13 protein-coding genes are annotated in these 22,123 nt (G+C 34.9%); 7 read left to right on the forward strand and 6 right to left on the reverse strand.

Annotated elements, in window-relative coordinates; genetic code table 11:
• The first annotated feature begins 97 nt into the window (after positions 1-97).
• A complete protein-coding gene (locus DD649_RS03810) occupies positions 98-6,688 on the forward strand; it encodes a calcium-binding protein (RefSeq protein ID WP_294103775.1) in 6,591 nt (2,196 codons plus the stop codon).
• An 84-nt stretch (positions 6,689-6,772) separates the two neighbouring features.
• On the opposite strand, the gene DD649_RS03815 is transcribed toward DD649_RS03810, so the two are convergent.
• Positions 6,773-7,930: an iron-containing alcohol dehydrogenase gene (locus DD649_RS03815; RefSeq protein WP_294103776.1), complete on the reverse strand. Its 1,158-nt coding sequence runs from the start codon at positions 7,928-7,930 to the stop codon at positions 6,773-6,775.
• 327 nt (positions 7,931-8,257) lie between these two features.
• Between DD649_RS03815 and DD649_RS03820 the strand changes: the two genes are divergently transcribed.
• The 3 genes from DD649_RS03820 to DD649_RS03830 all read left to right on the forward strand — a co-directional run bounded on the left by DD649_RS03820 (position 8,258) and on the right by DD649_RS03830 (position 11,271).
• Positions 8,258-9,523, forward strand: coding sequence for a M24 family metallopeptidase (locus DD649_RS03820; RefSeq protein WP_294103778.1), 1,266 nt, complete (start codon positions 8,258-8,260; stop codon positions 9,521-9,523).
• Between the two features lie 22 nt (positions 9,524-9,545).
• The gene (locus DD649_RS03825; protein ID WP_294103780.1) at positions 9,546-10,208 is read left to right on the forward strand and encodes a CerR family C-terminal domain-containing protein; all 663 of its coding nucleotides are present in this window, start codon (positions 9,546-9,548) and stop codon (positions 10,206-10,208) included.
• A gap of 178 nt (positions 10,209-10,386) precedes the next feature.
• Entirely contained in the window at positions 10,387-11,271 is an 885-nt protein-coding gene (locus DD649_RS03830) for a 4Fe-4S binding protein (protein WP_294103782.1), read from the forward strand.
• Positions 11,272-11,331: 60 nt separating this feature from the next.
• On the opposite strand, the gene DD649_RS03835 is transcribed toward DD649_RS03830, so the two are convergent.
• Together DD649_RS03835 and DD649_RS03840 are read right to left on the reverse strand one after the other, a co-directional pair.
• The gene (locus DD649_RS03835; protein WP_294103784.1) at positions 11,332-12,225 is read right to left on the reverse strand and encodes an alpha/beta hydrolase; all 894 of its coding nucleotides are present in this window, start codon (positions 12,223-12,225) and stop codon (positions 11,332-11,334) included.
• A 251-nt stretch (positions 12,226-12,476) separates the two neighbouring features.
• On the reverse strand, positions 12,477-13,637 hold the full coding sequence (locus DD649_RS03840) for an MFS transporter (RefSeq protein ID WP_294103786.1): 1,161 nt from the start codon (positions 13,635-13,637) through the stop codon (positions 12,477-12,479).
• 94 nt (positions 13,638-13,731) lie between these two features.
• Between DD649_RS03840 and DD649_RS03845 the strand changes: the two genes are divergently transcribed.
• Positions 13,732-14,655: a LysR family transcriptional regulator gene (locus DD649_RS03845; protein WP_336429145.1), complete on the forward strand. Its 924-nt coding sequence runs from the start codon at positions 13,732-13,734 to the stop codon at positions 14,653-14,655.
• 11 nt (positions 14,656-14,666) lie between these two features.
• Here DD649_RS03845 and DD649_RS03850 read toward each other — a convergent pair whose 3' ends face one another.
• The 3 genes from DD649_RS03850 to DD649_RS03860 all read right to left on the reverse strand — a co-directional run bounded on the left by DD649_RS03850 (position 14,667) and on the right by DD649_RS03860 (position 16,811).
• A complete protein-coding gene (locus DD649_RS03850; RefSeq protein WP_294103791.1) occupies positions 14,667-15,296 on the reverse strand; it encodes a helix-turn-helix transcriptional regulator in 630 nt (209 codons plus the stop codon).
• Positions 15,297-15,425: 129 nt separating this feature from the next.
• Positions 15,426-16,394 carry a threo-3-hydroxy-L-aspartate ammonia-lyase gene (locus DD649_RS03855; RefSeq protein ID WP_294103793.1) on the reverse strand — a complete coding sequence of 323 codons (969 nt, stop codon included), beginning with the start codon at positions 16,392-16,394 and terminating at the stop codon, positions 15,426-15,428.
• Positions 16,395-16,421: 27 nt separating this feature from the next.
• Positions 16,422-16,811 carry a RidA family protein gene (locus tag DD649_RS03860; protein ID WP_294103795.1) on the reverse strand — a complete coding sequence of 130 codons (390 nt, stop codon included), beginning with the start codon at positions 16,809-16,811 and terminating at the stop codon, positions 16,422-16,424.
• Positions 16,812-17,207: 396 nt separating this feature from the next.
• On the opposite strand from DD649_RS03860, the gene DD649_RS03865 reads away from it, so the two are divergent.
• Both DD649_RS03865 and DD649_RS03870 read left to right on the forward strand, forming a co-directional pair.
• On the forward strand, positions 17,208-20,942 hold the full coding sequence (locus DD649_RS03865) for a DUF4132 domain-containing protein (RefSeq protein ID WP_294103797.1): 3,735 nt from the start codon (positions 17,208-17,210) through the stop codon (positions 20,940-20,942).
• Positions 20,943-20,963: 21 nt separating this feature from the next.
• A complete protein-coding gene (locus DD649_RS03870) occupies positions 20,964-22,073 on the forward strand; it encodes an AAA family ATPase (RefSeq protein ID WP_294103798.1) in 1,110 nt (369 codons plus the stop codon).
• The last annotated feature ends 50 nt before the right edge of the window (positions 22,074-22,123 follow it).

Below are 22,123 nucleotides of genomic sequence, written 5' to 3' on the forward strand. Positions count from 1 at the left end.
CATTAATGATAAACCTGCTGTTGTCTATTTTATTGAACAATTACACAAAGGAGAATTATTTCTTTGGCAGTTACTGAATGAAAGTGAGTCTGATTTCATGCAGATCTTCAAAAATCCAAACAATAATAAAATAGATATTGAATTAATAAGGAAAGTTGCATTTAATCATGATGCTTATAAGTTATTTATTGATGAAGTTAAATTTAGCGATAAACTAGGTGATAGCACTTTTTACCAACGCTTTACAAAAATCTTAGATAGTTATGATATAAAAGAAGCTCCATTATGGTTAATGGTTGATAGCTCAAAAATTGAGAATAAAGTAGCTCATAGTAGTATTGACAGTGATATTGATAGCAATAATCTCATGGTAATTATCCGGTCTGGTTATGGCGATTTTGGTAAGTTACAAGCAGAGAAGTTAGCATCAACTAACCCAAATAACACACTAATTATTCAATTAAATCCTAATTCTCAAAGAATGATGGTAGAGTATGGAGATGTAGAAAAGCTATCTAAATATTCTAATCAAAACTGGGTTTTAATTGATAATATTACTGAAGACTTGAATTTTAAACAAAACTTAGCAAGTGGGCTAATAAAATTAAAACAACGCTATAAACTTAATGATCCAGGAAAAATTGAATTACATTTAACAGATAAAAAAGAAAAACTAACATTACTAATGAAAACCGAATTTCATTCTGAGTTATCTAGATTTTTAAAATTAAATGGTTTAGATTCAGATGTTAGATTAAATAAAGGTATAGGTAATGAAGTAATAGTGAGTGATAAACCATTATTACCACCTAAAAGAATAAGGCTTGATGTTACATCAATTGAATCTAGGGAGACAATAGAAACCAAAAATAATATTAGCGTTTTTCTAGAGGAAGTAGCAATAGGGAAATTAGTGCTTTCAGATTTAACTCTATCTGAGCATCCTTATTTAACTCAATATTTTTGTAAGGAAAATGGTGAGTTAGATATTAATAAAATAAACATTGCAGTTTATGACCCTATTGTAAATAGAAAGGTACAAGATTTTCTTAATATGGCAAGTCCATCTAATTCTTTTGATAAGTGGAATGATTTATTTCTTGATAATCAAGATATCACATTAAAACAACAGGCAATAGAAACTAAATATGTTTTGGATTTTTTAAGCTTACAACCTGAGAAAATAATACATTTAAGCCAGATTTCAGAAAAGCGATTGTATTCATTATTTCCTGCTGAGTATGGTTTTCATCGAGGAGATGTCCTCTCTCTAGTTAACGATCCACAAAGTCTAAATTTATATAATGAGCAAATTGATCGCTTTTTGGTGAGTTATAATGAAAGTAAAGTTATATTTAAAGGGCATTCACTAAAGCAAGCGTTACAGAAAATTGCCGATATCAGTAATAACCAACAGAACAATTTAATTCAATTATCAAGAGTTACCGAAAATATCGTATCGCACACAGATATAAGTGCGACCACTATTTTTTCAGTTGATCATAAATCAATTCATCACATTTATAGTCTACTTCATCAATCAGATAATCTCGATGGTAATGAACTGAGTTTTCAACAATTTATAATGACAATAAATGATTTAAAAAATAAGTATGTATATAATCGATTATCACCTGAAGAGCATGAGTTATTAGTAAGTTATAATGATTTTTATCAGCGAAAACTATCTGTCCTAGATACAATGGGAATAACTTATAAAGATCAATCTATAGCTAATGTTTTACAAAATTTACAGAATAATCAAATTACGTATTTAAAGAATGAATCAGCTATTTATACCATAACAAGCTATTCGAGTGATGGGAAATATTACTTAAGTTTACTCGATAGTACAGGAATGGAATTTAAAGTTTCGAGTCATCACTTTAATGATGTACGATCACAGTTTTCGTCTATTTTTCAAAAGCATATAATGCAGACGATTAAACAACCAGATGGTTCTAAAATTTCAATTGCTCAAAAAGTGGGTTTTCAGCATGATAGTGTAAGCGATTGTAGGGCGACCGTTCAACAAATAGATACTGATAGTCCTATTTATCGTGAATTTAAACAAATAAGACAAAATGAATTACAGCATATTAATCATATAAATGAACGATTATTACTGTCTTCAAGTATGAAGATTAGCTTTGGAAATACAATAATTACGGTTGAGCAATTAAATAAATTAGGAGCAACCATCGATGGGGTACCATTAAATGGTGAACATATAAAGCAAGTTGACTGGAAAAATAACATTCAGTTCGACGCAAACCAATTAGCTAGTAGACTTACTATTTTGGGAGGCAATCAAGAGGATATTAATCTTATTTTAGTGCTGAAAAATATTATTTCAGATAATGAAATTCAAACTTTAATTGCCAAAGGAGCGACATTTCAAGAACGTGCTGTATTGAAGAAGCAACTCAAATTAATTCAACATAGTAATATTATTAAAGATAATGCAGTGCCAGAGATAGTTAAATCGTTAAATAAAGCCGGGACTAAATTACCGGTTTATTCTCGTATCGCTAATCGTTTTGGACAAGGAATGGGGGCTGCTGGTATATTAATGACGATAAATAGTATTTATCAATTAATAGATATGCTCCATGACCCTAATTTAAGTGAATATGAGCGGTTAGAGGCTCAAAAAAATCTATATATGGCATGTTCTAATGCTTTCTTTAATTACGGTGATATGGTTTTACAACCAATCTTACTTAAAATAGCCTATGGTAAAGCTGGTTCTTTTCATGCGGCAAATCAATTAGCTGCCCGATTAACTATTATTTTTAACCTTATTGGGATGGGGTTAGATGTTTATCAAGCTTATGAAACTTTTAAACAGTTAGATAAAATAACTGATCCTAAAATACGGCAAGATTTAATTGTGGCAGGCTCATTATCAATTGCAAATATCGTAGTTGCTGGATTGACAATAGTTGGAATTATTCTTAGTTCATCTGTTATTCCTGTTATAGGCTTAGTCATTGGTGCAACATTACTAGTTGGTGGGTTAATCTACAATGGTGTGCGAAATGTTGAAAGAATTGAAGAAGAGTTGGGTGAGGAATTAGTTTTGTATGATAGGTTAGAGGAAGGTCTAAGAGGTGCCTTCGGAATATCTCCATCTAATAATATTTTAAATCGTTTTAGTTATAAACAGCATATTACTTACTTTAAAAACAGAAATTGGCAACAAGACTTAGATGCATTTAAAGCATCTCAATTATTTTCTGGTTTTCAAGAACATTTACAGTTTGTTGAAAATCCAATTCTAGAGGTTGAGCATAAATATTATATTTATTCAAAGGATAGTGGGCGGATTATTACTGATACCAAATTTACCAAAAAAATAAAATCAAATATTTTTTCTCATATTGATATGGATGATAAAGGCCCAGTTTATACTCAAAAACAAATTGATTTTATTAGCACAAACTTAAATTATGATGAAAAAGCAAATCGATGGCGTACAGTTACAGGAAATTATGATTTTTTATTTCATTTTCATTTTAAGCTTAAATTTAAGTTAATTAAAAAAGTCGCACCTCTATCTTTTAAACAAGTTGGAAGTGAGAGTATGAATGAAGTTTTAATTTTAAATTCTAGTTATGAGAACCAAACACTCTCTGTTTTTTCTCGAGAGTTCTTACTTGATGATATGTATCGTTCACAAAAAAATAAAAATTTAGTTTCACAACTTACTGACTTACCAACAAGTGAAGTACGTTTTTTTAGACTAAGAAATAGTCATTCAAATATATATCACCCTGACATTACTGGGGAAGTTGATATCAATGATATGGGCGACGAATACATAAATGAAAGTGAAGAAATTAGTAAGAGAATATTAAGTGAAAAGCCAGAAATTATTTATGAAGGTATGATAAATATTGGCTATAAGTATGAGGAAAAACCGAGGTCTAAAGATATAAGTTTTAACGCTGGTGGCGGCAATGACATCATCATAGGAAAGAATAATTCGAGCAACCATTTTAGCTACGTTTCTGGTAATAAGTTTTTTGTAGGTGGCGCTAAAAATGATATTTTCAATATTTCATTAATCGATAATCAATCAAAATTCGGAGTAGCGAAGTTATATTTTGATGGTAATGGTGGAAACGATACCCTAAATATAACAAATATCCCAATAAACAGTCTTATAGAGATTGATTTAAATAAAGAAAAATCAAAGTTAGTATTGAACTATGGTGCTTCTAAAGAGCTCTATTTAAGTGATATTCATAATGTCATGCTAAGTAACTCGCGCTCAACTAAATTTTTTATTACAGGAAATAATTCAGATAATGTGATTGATGCCGGTTCGAGTAACGCCTTTATCAATGGTGGGCGAGGTAATGACCAGTTGATATTTGAGTCTGGTATTATTAATGGTGGTGATGGAAATGACAATTACTACATGCGCCGATTTGATTGGAGTACTTATCTTAATGAGACTAAAGGTCCAACAGATTTTATTTATTTAACTGCGAATATTTCAGAAAATGATATCGGTTTTAGTGAGGTTAATTTAGGCTATTCTCTTGACGAAATTAAAGATATTCAATTTTCTGGCAATAACTTAGTTGTCACTATTTATTCTCAATATACTGCGAAAAATAGCGAAGTTGTAAAGTATAATTTACAAGCTAATTTAACATTGGGAAATGTTTATCGTGAGGTGAATGGAACATTAAAAGTTAATCATCAATATAGACTACGTACACTAGATGGGTTTATCTTAAATAGCCAATTAAAAGATATAGAAAAAGGTAAGTTTATAGATAACAAACAAATTTATGAAGTCACATATCACCAAGACAGTGATTCCTTACATAAGAAGACAGGTAAATCGACACGAATTAATATGCCTGAAAATATAATCGCTATTGGGGATGAGCGATTATACAGTGCTCCCCATTGGGGGAAATTCAACTTTATTGGTTTGATCAATAAGTTAGATTATGAAGGCAGTAACACGAATGACCAATTATTAATGGTAGACAGAAATAGTCAAATCATGGTGAGTAAAGGCAGTGATCTTTATCAAATTAGCCCCGAGCAGTTTGTGCAAGGAAATCTTACATTCGACTTTTCTAATGTACAGGGTAATTATACCGAAAATGATCGTGTTATTATTGCATTACCCTTTGAGAATGGCTATGAACTGCAATCTGACCGGCAATCTTTATATCTAAAGAACCGTTTCGGTGATAAAAAGTTGACGCTTAATTTTATTAATTATGATGAATCAATGTCAAAAAGTGTTGTTATTCAAGATAGTAACAGTAATCTATTTCAACTAGAACTAAATAAAGGTGGTCACAGCATTGTATCTGTATTAAATGTTTCTTCAGCTACTGATAATGACGACTACCTTCGTATTCCTACTGGCTTTAAAATACCAAATTCTATTATTGCTGGGCTTAATGGCCATGATGTTATTGAAGTAAATAATAGTGATGGCGTTATTGTCGATGGTGGTGAAGGGAATGATATTATTAAGGTAACTCAAGGTTACAATGTACTTTATGGTGGTGGAGGTAATAATTTCGTTTATGGTGGGATTCAAAGTGATCTCATGTTATCAGATATTGGTAATGATGTATTGGTAGGTGGGGAAGGTGATGACAATTACCTTATCGATGGTAGCCGTGGTGATGGGATGACGACAATTGTCGATGAAATCGGCAATAATCATGTACATTTATGTCATTTTTCAACTCAATATCAAGAAATTATTGAGGATGGGGTAAGTTTCCGTGTATATAGTGCGATATCATCACCGCGTAAAGTTAGAATAAAGTATTCTAAACAAACTGATAGCATTCAAATGAGTATTAATCACTATCAATCATTACCTAGCCATATTCCCATCTCAGCGCAGTCTAATATGGATAAGTTAGTAAAACATTTAAGTATACAAAAACAGAAAATAGAACAATTAGATCCATTGATTATTTGGCGGCCAATGGATGAATTTAAAAATACGCTTGTTGGTAGTGATTTTACACCTATAGATCAAAGCTCGGAAAAAGTTTATGTTAATGAGCATTCACCGTTCAGACAATTAGTATTAAAAAATACAGGGAAAACCCAAAGGTTGTGGGATAAAAGTGGTCATGGCCGTGTATTGATGGCACAAGCTCAAGAAGGAAGTGTTTCAGTAAAAGATGGCAATAATGTTCTTTACAGTGACCGGGGGGAAAACAATCTATACGGCGGGAAAGGGAACGACATATTGATTTCCAATGGCACTGATGGAATGCTAAATGATGAGGGAGGGAAAAATATTTTTATTATTAATGGTGATAAAAAAGGTGGTGCATATATTAGTAATTTTGGTGGGCAAAATACGATTCACCTTATTAATTTTAAACCATCCTGTTATCGAGAGGCTCCTAATAATATCGAAAATAGTACGACGTATACCTATGAGTCAGAAAATGGCAATAGAGTGAAAATTTATCAATATCCAAACATGCAAGCGCCGACAGTCGTTCACCATAAAATATTAACTGATATCAATGACAATTCTGTAGAACAACAATTAGATTATTTAGTTAATTCTTTAGCATCAATACGTATGCAGGATGAATATAGTAGCGTTGAGGTGGGGGAAACGAAAATATCTTGGGACCCTATAAATTATGTTGAAAATTTTATGCAAAAAGTCAGTTAGTGTTAGGTGGGGATAGTTAAATTTTAATTTAAAATAAAGGGCCAAATTAATTACAGTCTGATGTTGGCCCTTATTTACGTTTAACTATAATGCAGCCATATAAACTCGGCGGCTAACTTCTGGTGTAATATCCTGATGTTCACCTAAGGTGACCATGTTGTGTACTTCTAAGCTTTTTACCAATGGTTCAATAACATCTTGCGTTAAATTATAGTCAATAAAGCGGGTTCCAACCTGCATTTTTTCGAAGAACTCACGCGTTAACTCAATAGCTTTGAGAGCTTTTTCTTTTTCAGTGCCTTGTGATATTCCCCAAACTTGTTCAGCATATTGAGCAAGTTTGGCTTGTTTTTGCGGCAATTTTTCAATCAACATCGAAGGCAATACAATCGCTAATGTTTGAGCATGGTCTAAGCCATAAAGTACGGTAATTTCATGGCCTAGCATATGTGTTGACCAATCTTGCGGTACACCAGCACCAATTAAACCATTGAGCGCTAATGTTGCTGTCCACATCAAATTTGCTCGAATATCATAATCTTTTGGCGTTTCTAATGCTTTGGGACCAATTTCAATTAATGTCTTGAGTAAGCCTTCAGCAAAAACATCTTGCACATTAGCATTTACTGGATAGGTTAAATACTGTTCTACGATGTGAACAAAAGCATCGACTACACCATTGCTTATTTGGCTTGGTGGTAATGTATAAGTTTTGACTGGGTCTAAAATTGAAAATTGAGGGAAAACTTTATCACTCATAAATGCTAATTTTGACTGTAATTCTGTACGAGTGATCACTGAACCTTTATTCATTTCAGAACCGGTAGCGGGTAGAGTTAATACCGTACCAAAAGGAAGTGCTGTTTTAATTGTTGTGCCGCCACTGGTAACAACTTCCCATTTATCACCTGGGTAATTAACTGCTGCCGCAACAAATTTAGTGCCATCAATAACCGAACCTCCACCTACAGCCAGTAAAAAATCAAATCCTTCCTGTTCTATTTTATCGACAGTCTTTATCAGGGTTTCATAGCGGGGGTTAGCTTCAATACCGCCAAATAGCCCAAATTCTCTATCACCAAGGGCATGCTCAACCTCATCTAATGTACCTGTTTTTCTTGCACTTTCACCACCAAATAAAATAAGAACTTTGGCATTTTTAGGCACCAATCGATTCAATTCTGCGACTTTACCTTCACCAAAAACGATACGTGTTGGGTTGTAAAACTCAAAATTATTCATATACAGACCTTCGTTTAATGTGGAAATTGAAGAATTCAGTTACACCGTTTAATAACAGGCATTGAAGTGATAATAGATTATTGAATAATTATAAGGGAAATAATTGATTCTATATACTATAGAGTTTTATATTGAATTTTTTGAGGGATTAAAAGCAAAGTATCTTACTGATTAATATAAATTACTTCTTGATTTTTGTTATTTTAAAAAATAATCGGGGTAAATTTATGAAGTAAGATTCTATGAATATATTTGACATTCTTTTTTTTTGCGCCTAGATTTAATTCATTCAAATGAATTAAATTCAATAAACACGTAGAGGTAACCATGAAAAATATATCGATTCCTGCGGCATTTACATTAAGTGAACGTGATAGACGATGGGCGTTAGCAAGGCAAATCATGCGAGAAAATAATCTCGAAACTTTGATGATTTATGGAGATAGAGAATCAGCAGCACCTGCTCCATTTTGTATTGACCACTATTTTACTAACGACAGATTAGGTTCAGTTGTGTTGTTTCATCAAGAAAAAGACCCCATTGTTGTTACATTTGCGCCTATGATGGTCGCTGATCATATGCAAGCTTCAATAAGAGGGGATATGCAGTGGATATCTCCAGAGCAAATAATGGTTGGTAAAACAGGGCGAAATATTGGTCAAATTCTAATTGATTTAGGTGTATCTGCTCATGCAAATATTGGTGTTATTGGGTTAGAGCCTTACCCACCATTTTATTTCGATGGAGCTATGCCGTTCAATACACTTTCAGGCATTAAAGAAAAACTCCCTAATGTAAATTTCATTCCAGTTTATAAATCTTTTTTCCAACTCGCATCGATTAAAAGTGAAGAAGAAATCTTACATATTAAGCATGCCGCTATGATTGGTGAAGCAATGAGCGAGGCCATGAGGATCACTGCAATACCTGGAAATACAGAAGCTGATATAGCAGCAGCAGTGACCGCAACGTGCCTGTCAATGGGGGGATTTACTGCTGAAATATTAATGGGGTCAGGACCTGAATATATTGGTTGGGGGCAGCCCGCTTGGCAATATCGATCACAAAAACCTCGTGAAATACAATTGGGCGATATTGTTCTGACTGAAATATTTGCATTGTATGGCATGTATGAGACACAGCATCAAGCCGCAGTTGCTGTAGGAAAAATCCATCCAGAAATTGAGCGAGCTGCACAAGTATCTAGAGAATGCTATGAAATTGGCGTGGAAAATTTAAAAGAAGGGATCACATTCGGCGAATTGGTTGATAAAATGGAGAAACCGCTTTTACAGGCAAAAGGGTGGCATGTACATCCACTTATCCATAGTATTAATCCATATGGTCCTATTGGTTTTGGGACAGCACCGGGAATTGAGGTTTTACCATTAGCTCAAAAGTATGGTCATGTGAGTCGTCTTCCTAATCCTGGACGTGAGTTGATATTAAAAGCAGGGATGACATTTGCATTTGAACCTAATTGTGCTTTTGATTACCATTTGTGTAATCTAGGCGGTACTGTGATAGTCGGAAAAGACAAAGGTATTGAACTTAATAATAATTCAACTCATCTAATGCGTGCAGATGTGTAATTAAATAGGATAACGGCTGTATATGACTGAAATAAATAAAAATATACTTTCATCTGAGTTGACTAAAGAAAAACTGATAAATGAAGGGATCAAATTATTTGCTCTTCATGGTATTAATGGCGTAAGAACACGCCAACTTGCTGAAAATGCGGGTGTAAACCAATCGGCAATTCCTTATCATATGGGTGGAAAATTGGGCGTCTATACAGCTGTTATCCGTAAAATTGCGACTGAACTGGCTAGGGAGAGTAACGTTGAAATTTTTGATTCGCAATTTACACAGATACGTACACAATCACAATGTGACGCTCAAAAGGCAGAAATGTTAATTAAGTTATTAATGAATGGGCTAAGCCGTGCATTACTTGCACCTGAGCGTGAATATTACTCAGTATTGATTCTTAGAGAGCAACTTGAGCCTACTGAAAATGCAGAAATTATTTTTAATGAATTTATTGCCCCGTTCCATGTAAGATTGTCAGATCTTGTTCAGTTTATTACTCATCACGATAAACAAACTGCAATTATTATTGCTCATGCCTTGATAGGACAGATATTAGGTTTTGTCATTGCTCGAAAATCTGTACTAAAAAGATTAGAAAAAAGAGAATTAGACCCTTCGTTGATTGAACAAATTTCGGAACAAATAAATATACTCGCGTGTAGAGCCATCATAACTCAATAGAAAATATTATTTTTTTTGTATCATGTGGTGATTAATCGCATTGTTTTTAGCTTAAATCATCTTTGTTATAGGCTTTTTACGTTAATATATTTAGGTAACTTGTATAGGTTTTCGATAAAGATTCTAACTATACGACTTATGGCAAATATATTTTTATTAAAAATGGAGCGGAAGAATTATGCAGCGTTTTATGAATCTAGATCTTCCCCCCGAACCTGTTATTAATAGTAACTGTGTTAGAAAGCGCTTAAAAAATAGTGTTTGTGATAATTGTGCATCCAGTTGCCCAGTTGGGGCAATTTCATTTACACAGATGAATGCCAAAATTGATAATGAGCTGTGTTTTCAATGTGGTAACTGTTTATTTTCTTGTCCAGTTGATGCGATTGAAAACATTACTCCTCACGAGCGCACATATCAAAATAATTATCTAATGATTAATCACGATGAACCATTAGCAACAACGGAAGAATTAATTGTTTGGCATCGTCAGTATCAAATTCGTGGTATACAAATTGCCTCGCCATTGGTTGATAAGTGGCTTCCAACCCTTGCAGCTTTGAATATTAAATTAAAAACCTTACAAGAACCTATTTGGCAATTAATAATTGTTCAACCGCCAGAAGTTGACAGTGGGCGTCGTATGATGTTATTTCGTCAAAAGTTAGATCAAAAACCTTTAGATAAAGGTGTAGTTAAAACAGGATTAAATGCAAGAAAACAATTTTATCCAGAAGATAGTTGGTTTCATATTGAATTAGATGTAGCAAGTTGTATTTTATGTGGCGCATGTGCCAAAGTTTGTGATGAAAATGCGATTGAAATTGGCGATAACCAATTTAATTTGGATGATAAACGTTGTACAGGTTGTATGAGCTGTCAAGTTGTCTGTTTTCCAAAATCAATTCATGTACATGAACATGTCGCTAAAAATAGTGAACCCCTGATTTTTCAATACTATGACGCTAAATGTCATACTTGTCAGTTGCCATTCTTTTCATGGACAGCTGATAATAAAACTTGCCCAATTTGTACTCAACATAAGAAACAAGGTTGGCTATAGAGTGAGTAATTTAGCTTTTCTATATTGATTTTAAAGGCCCTGAATGGGCCTTTTTAATATTTATGAATGTGACGCATTTTGTAGATGAGTAATAATTAAATTAGCAATATTAGAATTTAAAGCAGGCGGGGTTTCATGTCCCATTCCATCAATAATTTCTAGTGTTGCATTCGCAATATTATGTGCAATATCTTGACCCGCAGCTAAAGGAAATAGCGGATCAATAGAACCATGAATCACTAATGTAGGTGCCGTAATATTCACTAAATATGGGCGAATATCACCAGTGACTATGACTGCAACTATTTGGCGTGTAGTTCCTTGTGGCGAGTAATTTCGAGCCAATGCTTGTAAAATATAATCACGATAATATTCTTCATCAAATGGACAACTTGATGAACTAATTCGGCGATAAAATACTAATTGGCCATTTAAATAGCCATCAATGTCTTCTTTTGGATTAATACTTGGCCTGATTAGCATATCCAGAACATCTGGTTCACTTTGCGGTAAGCTTGGATTGCCCGTTGAGGACATAATTGGACATAAACTAATAATACGCTCTGGCGCTTTTGCAGCGACTAATTGCGCGATTATTCCTCCCATTGAGCGACCAATTACATGGGCTTTGTTAATTGATAAAGAGTTTAAAAGGTGAATAACATCATCAGCCATATCAAATAGAGTATACGGAACCTCAACTTTTTCCCCATTTTGTAATTTTTGTACCAATTCGTTTAAATCAATAGGAGGGGAATCGTTGAAATGTGGCGATAACCCTGCATCACGGTTATCAATGCGAATAATATAAAACCCAGCCTTGGCTATTTGTTGGCAAAAATCTTCGGTCCAGCTAATGTTATGCCCACCTAAACCTGGGATCAAAACAACAGCAGGGTTTGTCTCGATACCAAAGGCATCATAGAAAAGCGAGATTTGTTGGTTAGTAGTCATTTTTCATCCATGTTCTAAACAGTTATGTTATTTATCCAATAAGTTAGCCTAAAAGTTAATCATAATAAACAAGAATAGTGACTATTTTTTAGTATAAGTTTGAGCTATTTTAATTATTATAACAAATAAAATTATATTAAGTTAAATAATGAAATATTATTATCAATAAAAGAGCATGAATATCATAATGGATTGATAGATTACCTATAATTAATATTTTTAAACCCCTGCTGTTAGTTCTCATATAGATGTTATTTTGTACATAAGAATGCGATAGAAAGTAATACTATAGCAATGATTAATACTGTATTTATTCCAGAAAGTGCAATTAGTAAGCTTCCTAATACTGAGCCAGCAGCAATTCCAATATTGAAAATGGAGATATAAAGAGAACTCGTAATTTCAATGTTTTTTGAACTGTTAACGATCATCCAAGTCATTAATGCTACAGAAACACCTCCATATGAAATACCCCACAAGATCATATTAATGCTAGTATTAATAATATTTAGGGGGGCTATAATAAATATTATTAGTGCTAAAATAATACCTGTAATAATTAGTCTTATAGATAAGTGCAACCGTGAGTTTGAACTAATTCCAAAAATAAAGTTACCCAATATACCTGAAACTCCATACAGTAATAAAATAATACCGAGTTTTTCGCCAGAGATATCACTGCTTAATAGTAAAGGTCTAATATAAGTAAATACTAAAAAATGACCAGAAACTAATAAGAAAGTTATTAATAATGCGATATAAATAATTGGTCTCTTAATTTGATATATAAAAGCCTTTATTGTAGGTATTGATTGCACAGGAAGAGGAGGAAAATAATACATTAATAATAATGTCAAAGTAAAAGATAAGCTACCCATTAAGAGGAATGCTTTACGCCAACCTAACCATTCGCCAATGAAAACGCTTAGAGGAACACCAATAACAGATGCGGCTGCGACACCGCCAAATATCAATGAGGTTGCAAGACTTACTTTTTTTGGCGGAACAAGGCGTGGCGCTATTCCACCCGCAATTGACCAAATAATTCCAATACATATACCTACAAAGGCTCGGCTAATAAGCAATAGACTAAAATGAGGTGTAAATGCAGCAATTAAATTGCATGCCATTAGCAAAAATGCGCCAAATACTAAGATTATCTTTCTGTCTAAAGTTCGAGTAAATAAGATAATAATTGGAGCACTGATTGCTGCAATTATTGCGGGTAGTGTCATTAATAGGCCAGCAGTGCTGGTTGATACTAAATATTGTGCTGCAATTGGATTTAATAAACCAATTGGGAGCATTTCTGTGGTCACGACTGTAAAGGTGGCAAGTGTAGCAGCAAGTACTGCTTTCCAAGAATGTTGATAATTATTTGATGAAGACCCTATGGATGAATTTAAAGACATCTTGATTCCAAATGTAATTTGACTTGTCAGCTGATCATATATGGGAGAGTATTGTTTATAAATATGCTATTCATTGCTTCATTGGGGACAAATCGTGTCAAATAAATCATCATTAATTATGGATAATCTATTCGATTTAAAAGTATTTGTAGATGTGGTTGAAACCAGTAGTTTTACAAAGTCATCTGAAAAGTTAGAAATCTCTCGTTCCGCAGTGGGAAAATGTATTGCACGATTAGAAACACGGTTACAAGTACGTTTATTAAATCGTACAACCCGGAGTATAAGTCTAAGTGATGAAGGGCATACAGTTTATGAGTCTGCATTAAAAATATTATATGAGGTTGAAAATGTTGAAAATATATTAAGCCAAGGTCAGTTGGAGCCTAGAGGGCTATTACGTATAACGGCACCTATTGTTTTGGGGCGACAATACATATTGCCTTTAATACAAATTTACCTTCAACGTTGGCCTGAAGTTCAAATTGACATGGATCTTTCTGACAATTATTGCGATCTTATTGGCGAAGGTTTTGATATTGCGATCCGAATTGGTGGTAATGATGATAATAGGTTAGTCCGAAAAATATTGGCACCTCATCGTTTTATTACCTGTGCATCCCCTGAATATATAAAAAATTACGGAATTCCAACGAATATTAATGAGTTGAAAAACCATAAAACTCTTTCATTTCGTCATCGGGGTAACTCGGTACCTTGGCAATTCAATACAGAACAAGGCTACCAACGTTACTTAACAAAAGGGCGATTATTGCTTAATGACACTGAAGCTATACTGGATGTCGCTTTAAAAGGGCATGGAATATGCCAGCTAGGTGCATTTTTAGTGGGTAAATATATTTCTAGAGGTGATCTCATACCTGTGTTAAGCGAGTATTCCAAGCCAGAATATCCTATTTGTGCACTTTATCCTACGAAGCGTTATTTACCCCCTAAAGTTCGTCAATTTTTGAATTTGTTTGACGAATACTGGGGAGGTAAGGCAATTTGGGACTGATAGTTTTATTTTTAACTTTCTTTTTTTGCATACAAATAAACAGATGCACGAGAAACCCCTAAATGTTGGGCGACCGTTTCCATTGATTTTTTAACATCTAGTAAACCTTCATTACGCAGTACTTCTATCAATACTTTTCTATCTTCGGCTTTCAAGGTTCTAGGCGTTGCCGCTAAAGCGGCAGCAAATTGGTCAATGCGTAATCGAATAGCTTCGGTTCCATTAGGTTCAATATGCTCTTTGATAGGGCTTGTGCCGACTTGAGTAAATTGAGACAACATACTTTGCATTCCTCTAAATAACGTCATATCTAAATTTAAGCAAAGTGCTGCGATGTAATCGCCATTATCATCTTTTATCCCAATAGATGTACTTTTAACGGGACGTCCATCAGAAAATTGATTGGTATAATTAGCGATGATGTTAGGAAAATCAGAAGACTGAATTCTAGCTAATCCAAGCTCGGTGGTAGGTTCACCTACAAGTCGACCGGATAAATTGTTATGAATAGATAAAATTGAGTGCTCAGGATTTTTTAAATCATGAACAACAACTTCACAAAACGGGGCTAATGTCTCACTGAGTCCTTTAGCAATGGTATCTATTTGTGCAAGTAACGTATTTTCTTTATCATTTGGCATTAATAACCCCTTCATCTAACAGTCTTTGTTTAATTTTAACCTATTTTTATATTTGCTAATAGATGAAGGAGAAACCGTTCGTTATTAACGACTACTATTTACATATTATAAGCCAGCAATAATTCGCCGCTATTGTGAGATTAGTTGTGCAAAATGTTTGATGTCAACATTACCACCGCTAACAATAATACCCACACGCTTACCCTGCAATTGTTCCTTTTGGGCGATCGCCGCAGCAAAAGAAAGGCATCCTGTAGGTTCTACTACCATTTTCATTCGCTCTGCATAAAATTTCATACATTCAATTAACTGCTCATCTGTTGCGGTAAAAATGTCATCCACATTTTTTTGAATAAGGGCAAATGTATATTGGCCTATATGTTGTGTTTGCGCACCATCTGCAATGGTATTGGGTGTATTGATATGAATGATTTTTCCTGCGCGGAAGGATTGCTGAGCATCATTCCCAGCTTCCGGTTCTACGCCATAAATTTTGCAGTTAGGAGAGAGTTTCTTCGCAGCTAATGCACAACCCGATAATAATCCACCGCCACCTAAACAAACAAATAATGCATCCAGCTCACCGACTTCCTCAATTAACTCTTTTGCTGCGGTTCCTTGTCCTGCAATAATATGAGGGTGATCAAATGGTGGAATCAGGGTATAGCCGTGTTTTTTAGCTAAGGTTTGGCATAATTGTTCTCTATCTTCTGTATAACGATCAAATCGAATGACTGTCGCACCATACCCCTCAGTTGCTGCAACTTTAACGTCAGGTGCATCAATTGGCATTAATATAGTGGCAGGAATATTAAGAAGTTGCGCTGCAAGTGCAACGCCTTGTGCATGATTGCCAGAAGAGAATGCGATAACGCCCGCTTTTTTTTGTTCTGGGGTAAATTGTGATAACGCATTAAATGCACCGCGAAATTTAAATGCACCCATACGCTGAAAATTTTCACATTTGAAAAATAATTCAGCTCCAAATTGTTGGTTAGCCGTTCTTGATGTCATGACGGGTGTTTTAGTTGCATATGGTTTAATGCGTTGTGCAGCGGCTTCTACATCTTGATAAGTTGGTAAAATTAAGTCTGTCATGTTTATACCCCATAAAGTATTGAATATCTAAGCTATTATTGCAGTTGCCTCTATCTCAATAGCAGATCCAAAATGTAATTCTGAAACACCTGCGACGGCTCGTGCTGGTCGGAAATTACCAATCCACTGGGCATAAATTTCATTGAATACAGGCCAGTTATTCATGTCCGCAATATAAACACGGACTTGTACTAAGTGCTGTGTTGTTATTTCAGCGGCAGTTAGACAAGCCGTTAAATTTGATAATACGAGCTTTGCTTGTTCTGCAAATGAACAGTGAGCTTTTACTACACCTAGTGAGTCGACAGGTAATTGCCCAGAAATAAAAACAAAACCATTTGCGCTAACACAATGAGAATAATGGCCTCGTGGTGAAATAAGGTCAGGAGCATTCGTATATAAAATAGACTGACTCACAGATTACCTCGTCTTATTAAGTTGATTAGATTTATAGTCTATTATTAGACTATATGTTTAGTCAAGTGCCTTTCTGTCATAAATTAAACAGCAGAAAAATAGTGCTTTGAGCAGAAATATTCTATTTTAGGTATATCAATTATCACTAAAAGCAGTGCAAATTGTGATATTAACTCTTTGAACATAAATGTTATTTTGTGTGTGAGCTTGAAGTTAATAATCGATATCAGCTGATTTTTAGGATTAAATTACAATTAATTTCAAAATTGTTAGAATAAAAATCCACGAGTTATGGTATGGAAACTTCTGATTAAAAAACGATTAAGAATAATCAAATTGTGACGATAAATAATAAATGGTAAGAAGTTGTTATATAAATACTTTCAGGGATCTAACGTGGCTAAAATTACCTTTAACTTATTGTCTATTTTTGGCAAAAAAGAGTCTAAAATCGCCGAGCAGGCTATACAAGAAACACTTTTACCTTTTTGTGTATTTGATGAAAAGTTACCTAAGGAAATATTGGAATATATTATTGAAGGCAAATCGCCTGAAATACTGGTTAAATTAAGCCAATTAGATAATGAAAAAGCAATTCAATTACTGGATAAGCCAGGGACAGTTGATTGGTGGTGGGGAAGTAATAACTTTGATACTAATCCGTATTCAAAGGTCATACGTCAAGGAATGAATGCTCGTCACAAAATGTATGCAAAAGTTGGTGCTGAAATAACAGCATCTCAGGTTGCTAGATTTGCCAAAGTACTCGCCGCTGCCTGCCAAGACTTGAATATTAAGTTATTTACTCAAGAGCTTCCATCATGGGTTATCTATCTTTTAGGTGATGCTTTTGCGAAAACATTTGATAATTCACGAGAGAGTAAATTAGAACATCGCAAATACTGGAGTTTTAATTTATTGGCAGAAATTATTGAAAAAGAAACGGATAAGCCCGCGAATAATATTCTATATGCCATTTTTGATAGACAGAACCTATCTGATTATCATTATGATAACCTTAATCGTTTATTTGTTATTCCAGGATTTAAAGAATATCTTTTAGCTGAGCAAGATTTTATCAAGCAAACGTTAATTAAAAATTTATCCGCAGCAGGACAAATTCAACTTATTAATACGTTAAAAAAGGATAAAGACCTTTATTCCGCCTTTGCGGATATATTAGTTATTTTTGCTACGAGTGCATTAAAAACAGTGCGTTCGGCCGCTGAACCTATTATGGCTATCTTACCTGAAAATTCAGTTAAAATTCATTTAACTCATGTCTTACTAGAGGGAACGCCAAAGCAGCGAACTCAGGCAGCGGATCTATTTGCGCGTATTGGTAAGTACAGAGAAACACTGGAACAGGCGCTTAAGGTCGAAACAAATAAAACGGTTATTAAAAGCATTGAAAGTGCCATTTCTCGCTTTGATGTGATGGATACTGCGAGTGAAGTTAACGAAATTGAATTACCGCCAATTATTGAATTGGCAGATACGCCACTTCCCGAAAGCGCTAGAGAATTATTAGTTAATAATTTCAATGAGATGTTATTAAAAGCAAAAGAAAATGCTGAGCGTGAGATTGAAGAGAATAAAAACCAAAAACATAATTATAATTGGTCTCAAAAACATTACAAAGAATTCCAAAAAAATAGCATAAAAGAAGTCAGTAAAATTCTTGATAAGCTAAATTTAGGTAAAGAGCCTATAACGAATGATGAACACAATATCGTTAAATATAAAGAGCGCATTACCAATCTTCCAGAATTTACGTTGTTTCATGCATTACGTCTGATTAATAATAATCGTTCTCAAGTTGAGTTTTTATCTCAATATCAAGTGAGCCAAGGGATACCTCCACGCATTATTGGCCAATTGGAACTACGCCAATTTGAATTAGTGCTCGAATGTTGTCGTTTTAAAGATGCAAAACGTTTGATTGCAGATTTATGTTTACGTTCTTATGCGGATGGTTTATCACTATTTTCTCGTTCAGAGCAAGTTTGGCCATTCTTTACCCAATACCCTGATTTTTTAGCGGAAGCATTAGGTTTAATTCCTCAGCAACAGGTTCAGCGTTCATATCAAGAATATGATGCAACTAATGCGATTAAAGTTTTAGCTATGTTACCTAAAATTTCTGCGAGATTTATACCTCGAATCATGGAGCTTGCTCTTGGTGAAAATAAAACGCATCGCTTAAATGCGCAAACTTTACTTGAAACTTTACCTAATATTCATCTCAATGCAGCTGAAGGATTAGATTCAGGTAAACAAGAAATTCGTGTCACTGCTATTGAGTGGCTAGCGCGTCTGAAACACCCTGATTCTTTAAAGCCACTGTATGATTTATTGAAAAAAGAGAAAAGGGAAGTTGTTCGTGCGGCACTGTTAACCGCGTTAGAACAATTTGATGAAGATATTTCAAGTTATTTGTCGCCAAAAGTCCTATTAGCTGAAGCGCAAAAAGGATTAAAGGCCAAAGCGCCAGCTAGCATGGCATGGTTTAATTTAGACAGTATTCCTACGCTGACATGGCAAAATAATAAGCCCGTGGATGGTGATATTATTCGGTGGTGGATCATTCTAGCGGTGAAATTAAAAATGCCTGCTGGGAATGGATTATTACAACGTTATATCAGTTTATTATCAGTCGAAAGCCAACGTCATTTAGGTAACTTTATTTTAAATAGTTTTATCTACCAGGATACGGCAGGTCCATCATTGGAAGAAGCAATGGCGGAAGCTGAACAAAATGCACCACAAAGACTAGCTAATTACCAAAGTAGCCTTAAACGCTGGCCTGAATATTATGCTAAATATGAAAATTTCACGCTTGAACAAACTATTAATGAAATTAAAGGTGAAGTGCTGCGTCGGTATTTAGGTTCAGCTATCAGCGATAAAGGAATGTTGGCATTAATTTGTGGTATTGAAGGACATATTGCTGTTACTGCATTGCGTAATTATATGCGTGATCACTATCAACGACGCGCGCAAATTGAAGCAATGATTGATGCTATTGCAACGAGCAATGATCCACTGATTATTCAATTATTACTGTCATTATCTCGCCGTTATCGTACGGCTTCAGTTCAAGAAAAAGCGCGAGGTTTGGTCACTCAAATTGCACAGCGTAATGGTTGGAGTGCAGATGAGCTAGCCGACCGTACTATTCCAACCGCAGGAATGGATGAAACGGGTACGCTGCTTCTTGAGTATGGCGACCGCAACTTTACGGCAAAACTAGATGCTCAGCAAAAATTGGTGCTCTTCAATCCAGAAGGGAAAGAAATCAAAGCATTGCCGGCAGCACGTAAAACTGATGATGAAGATAAAATAAAAGAATCCAAAAAACTTCTGACCTCAAGTAAAAAAGAATTAAAACAAGTCATTGAACTACAAACTGCGCGCCTTTATGAAGCAATGTGTGCGGAGCGTCTTTGGACAACATCAGACTGGCAGGAATATATTCAAACTCACCCAATAATGCGTGGTCTGATTGAAAAACTCGTTTGGATGGAAGTAAATGATGACAAAGTTATCAATGTATTTCGTCCTTCAGACGATGGTTGCTTGCTTAATATTGATGATGATGAAGTGACATTAAGTGCGAATTCTTTTATTAAATTAGCGCATGCGGCGTTAATTTCTGAAGAAGAAAGTAACGGATGGATAGCCCATTTTAAAGATTACAAAGTGAAATTTTTATTTTCACAAATGGTACATAGAATTCCTGATTTAGACCTAACGCTTAATGAAATCGAAGATCGAAAAGGCTGGATAACAGATACGTTCACCTTACGTGGTGTACTCACGAAAATGGGTTATCAACGTGGTCAAGCCGAGGATGGCGGTAGCTTCTGTCATTATTATAAGCATTTCCCAAGCTTAGATTTTTACGTCTATATTGAATTTAGTGGCAGCTATGTACCGGAAGAAAATATTCCCGCTGTTTTGTATTCATTAAGTTTTGAACAGTCTCAGCAGAGCTCTTGGAATAGACGCTATATTGAATTAAAAGATATTCCATCGATTTTATTAGCGGAAAGTTATGCAGATTATTTAAAAGTTGCTGAAGCTTGCGCCGGCTTTGACCCAGAATGGGAAAAGAAAACACCTTGGTAAGGGTTAATTTAGGGTATGGAAATGACGAATGAAAAGACAATGAGTGCGAATGTACTACGTGAAAGTGCAGAAGTCCGCTTTGCTGATGAGTTAGAGCGACTGACTCAAGCGGATACACTCAACCCAAAACCTCAAGGTTGGTTACGTTCACCTCGTGCTGTTAGGCAATTTATTTTGGGTGATGATGCTCTACAAATTACGCCGAAATTCTTTGGTGACGACGCCCTTGTTGATAGGGCGATAGTGACATTACTGGGTAAACAAGGACTGATGTTAGTCGGTGAACCAGGTACAGCAAAATCGATGTTATCGGAATTATTGGCAGCAGCAATTAGTGGTGATTCGGGTTTGACGATCCAAGGAACTGCTGGCACCACTGAAGATCATATTAAATATTCATGGAATTATGCGTTATTACTGGCGGAAGGTCCGACAGAAAAAGCATTAGTTAGCTCCGCGTTATATCAGGGAATGCTTGAGGGTAAAATTGTTCGGTTTGAAGAAATTACCCGTTGTCCACCTGAAATTCAGGATGTATTGGTCAGTTTAATGTCAGAAAAACAGATGATGATCCCTGAAATGAAAGATAACGCTCGCATTAGTGCAAGGCAGGGATTTAACCTAATTGGTACGGCAAACTTACGTGACCGTGGTGTTCATGAAATGTCATCGGCTCTTAAGCGTCGATTTAATTTTGAGACAGTTAAACCGATTCAAGACCCCGCTTTTGAAATAGAGTTGATTAATAAGCAGCTTAATGCCGAATTAGGTGAGTTAAATACGCAAGTGACTATACCGGCCAATGTGATCGAATTACTTGTCACGACGTTTCAAGAGCTTCGTTCTGGTAATACTAAAGATGGCGGTAATATCAAGACGCCTGATGCGGTGATGTCGACTGCCGAAGCGGTAAATATTGCTTATGCCTGTGCATTAGAAGCACATTACCTAGGCGATGGCACGCTGAGTGCAGGTGCCGTTGCTCGTCAACTGATTGGTGTGGTATTGAAAGATAATGCTGATGATATTAAACGAATGCGTTATTACATTGATAATGTTGCAAGAGAAAGGGCGAAACAAAGTAAAGAATGGAAAGCTTTTTTTGAAGCCTCTCGTGAATTTTGGCGATAATTTTTAAAGTAAAAAAGTCTTAAAAAATGACCCCAAATAGGGAATAACCT

The sequence above is a fragment of the Providencia sp. genome, from assembly GCF_003533305.1.
GTDB lineage: Bacteria > Pseudomonadota > Gammaproteobacteria > Enterobacterales > Enterobacteriaceae > Providencia.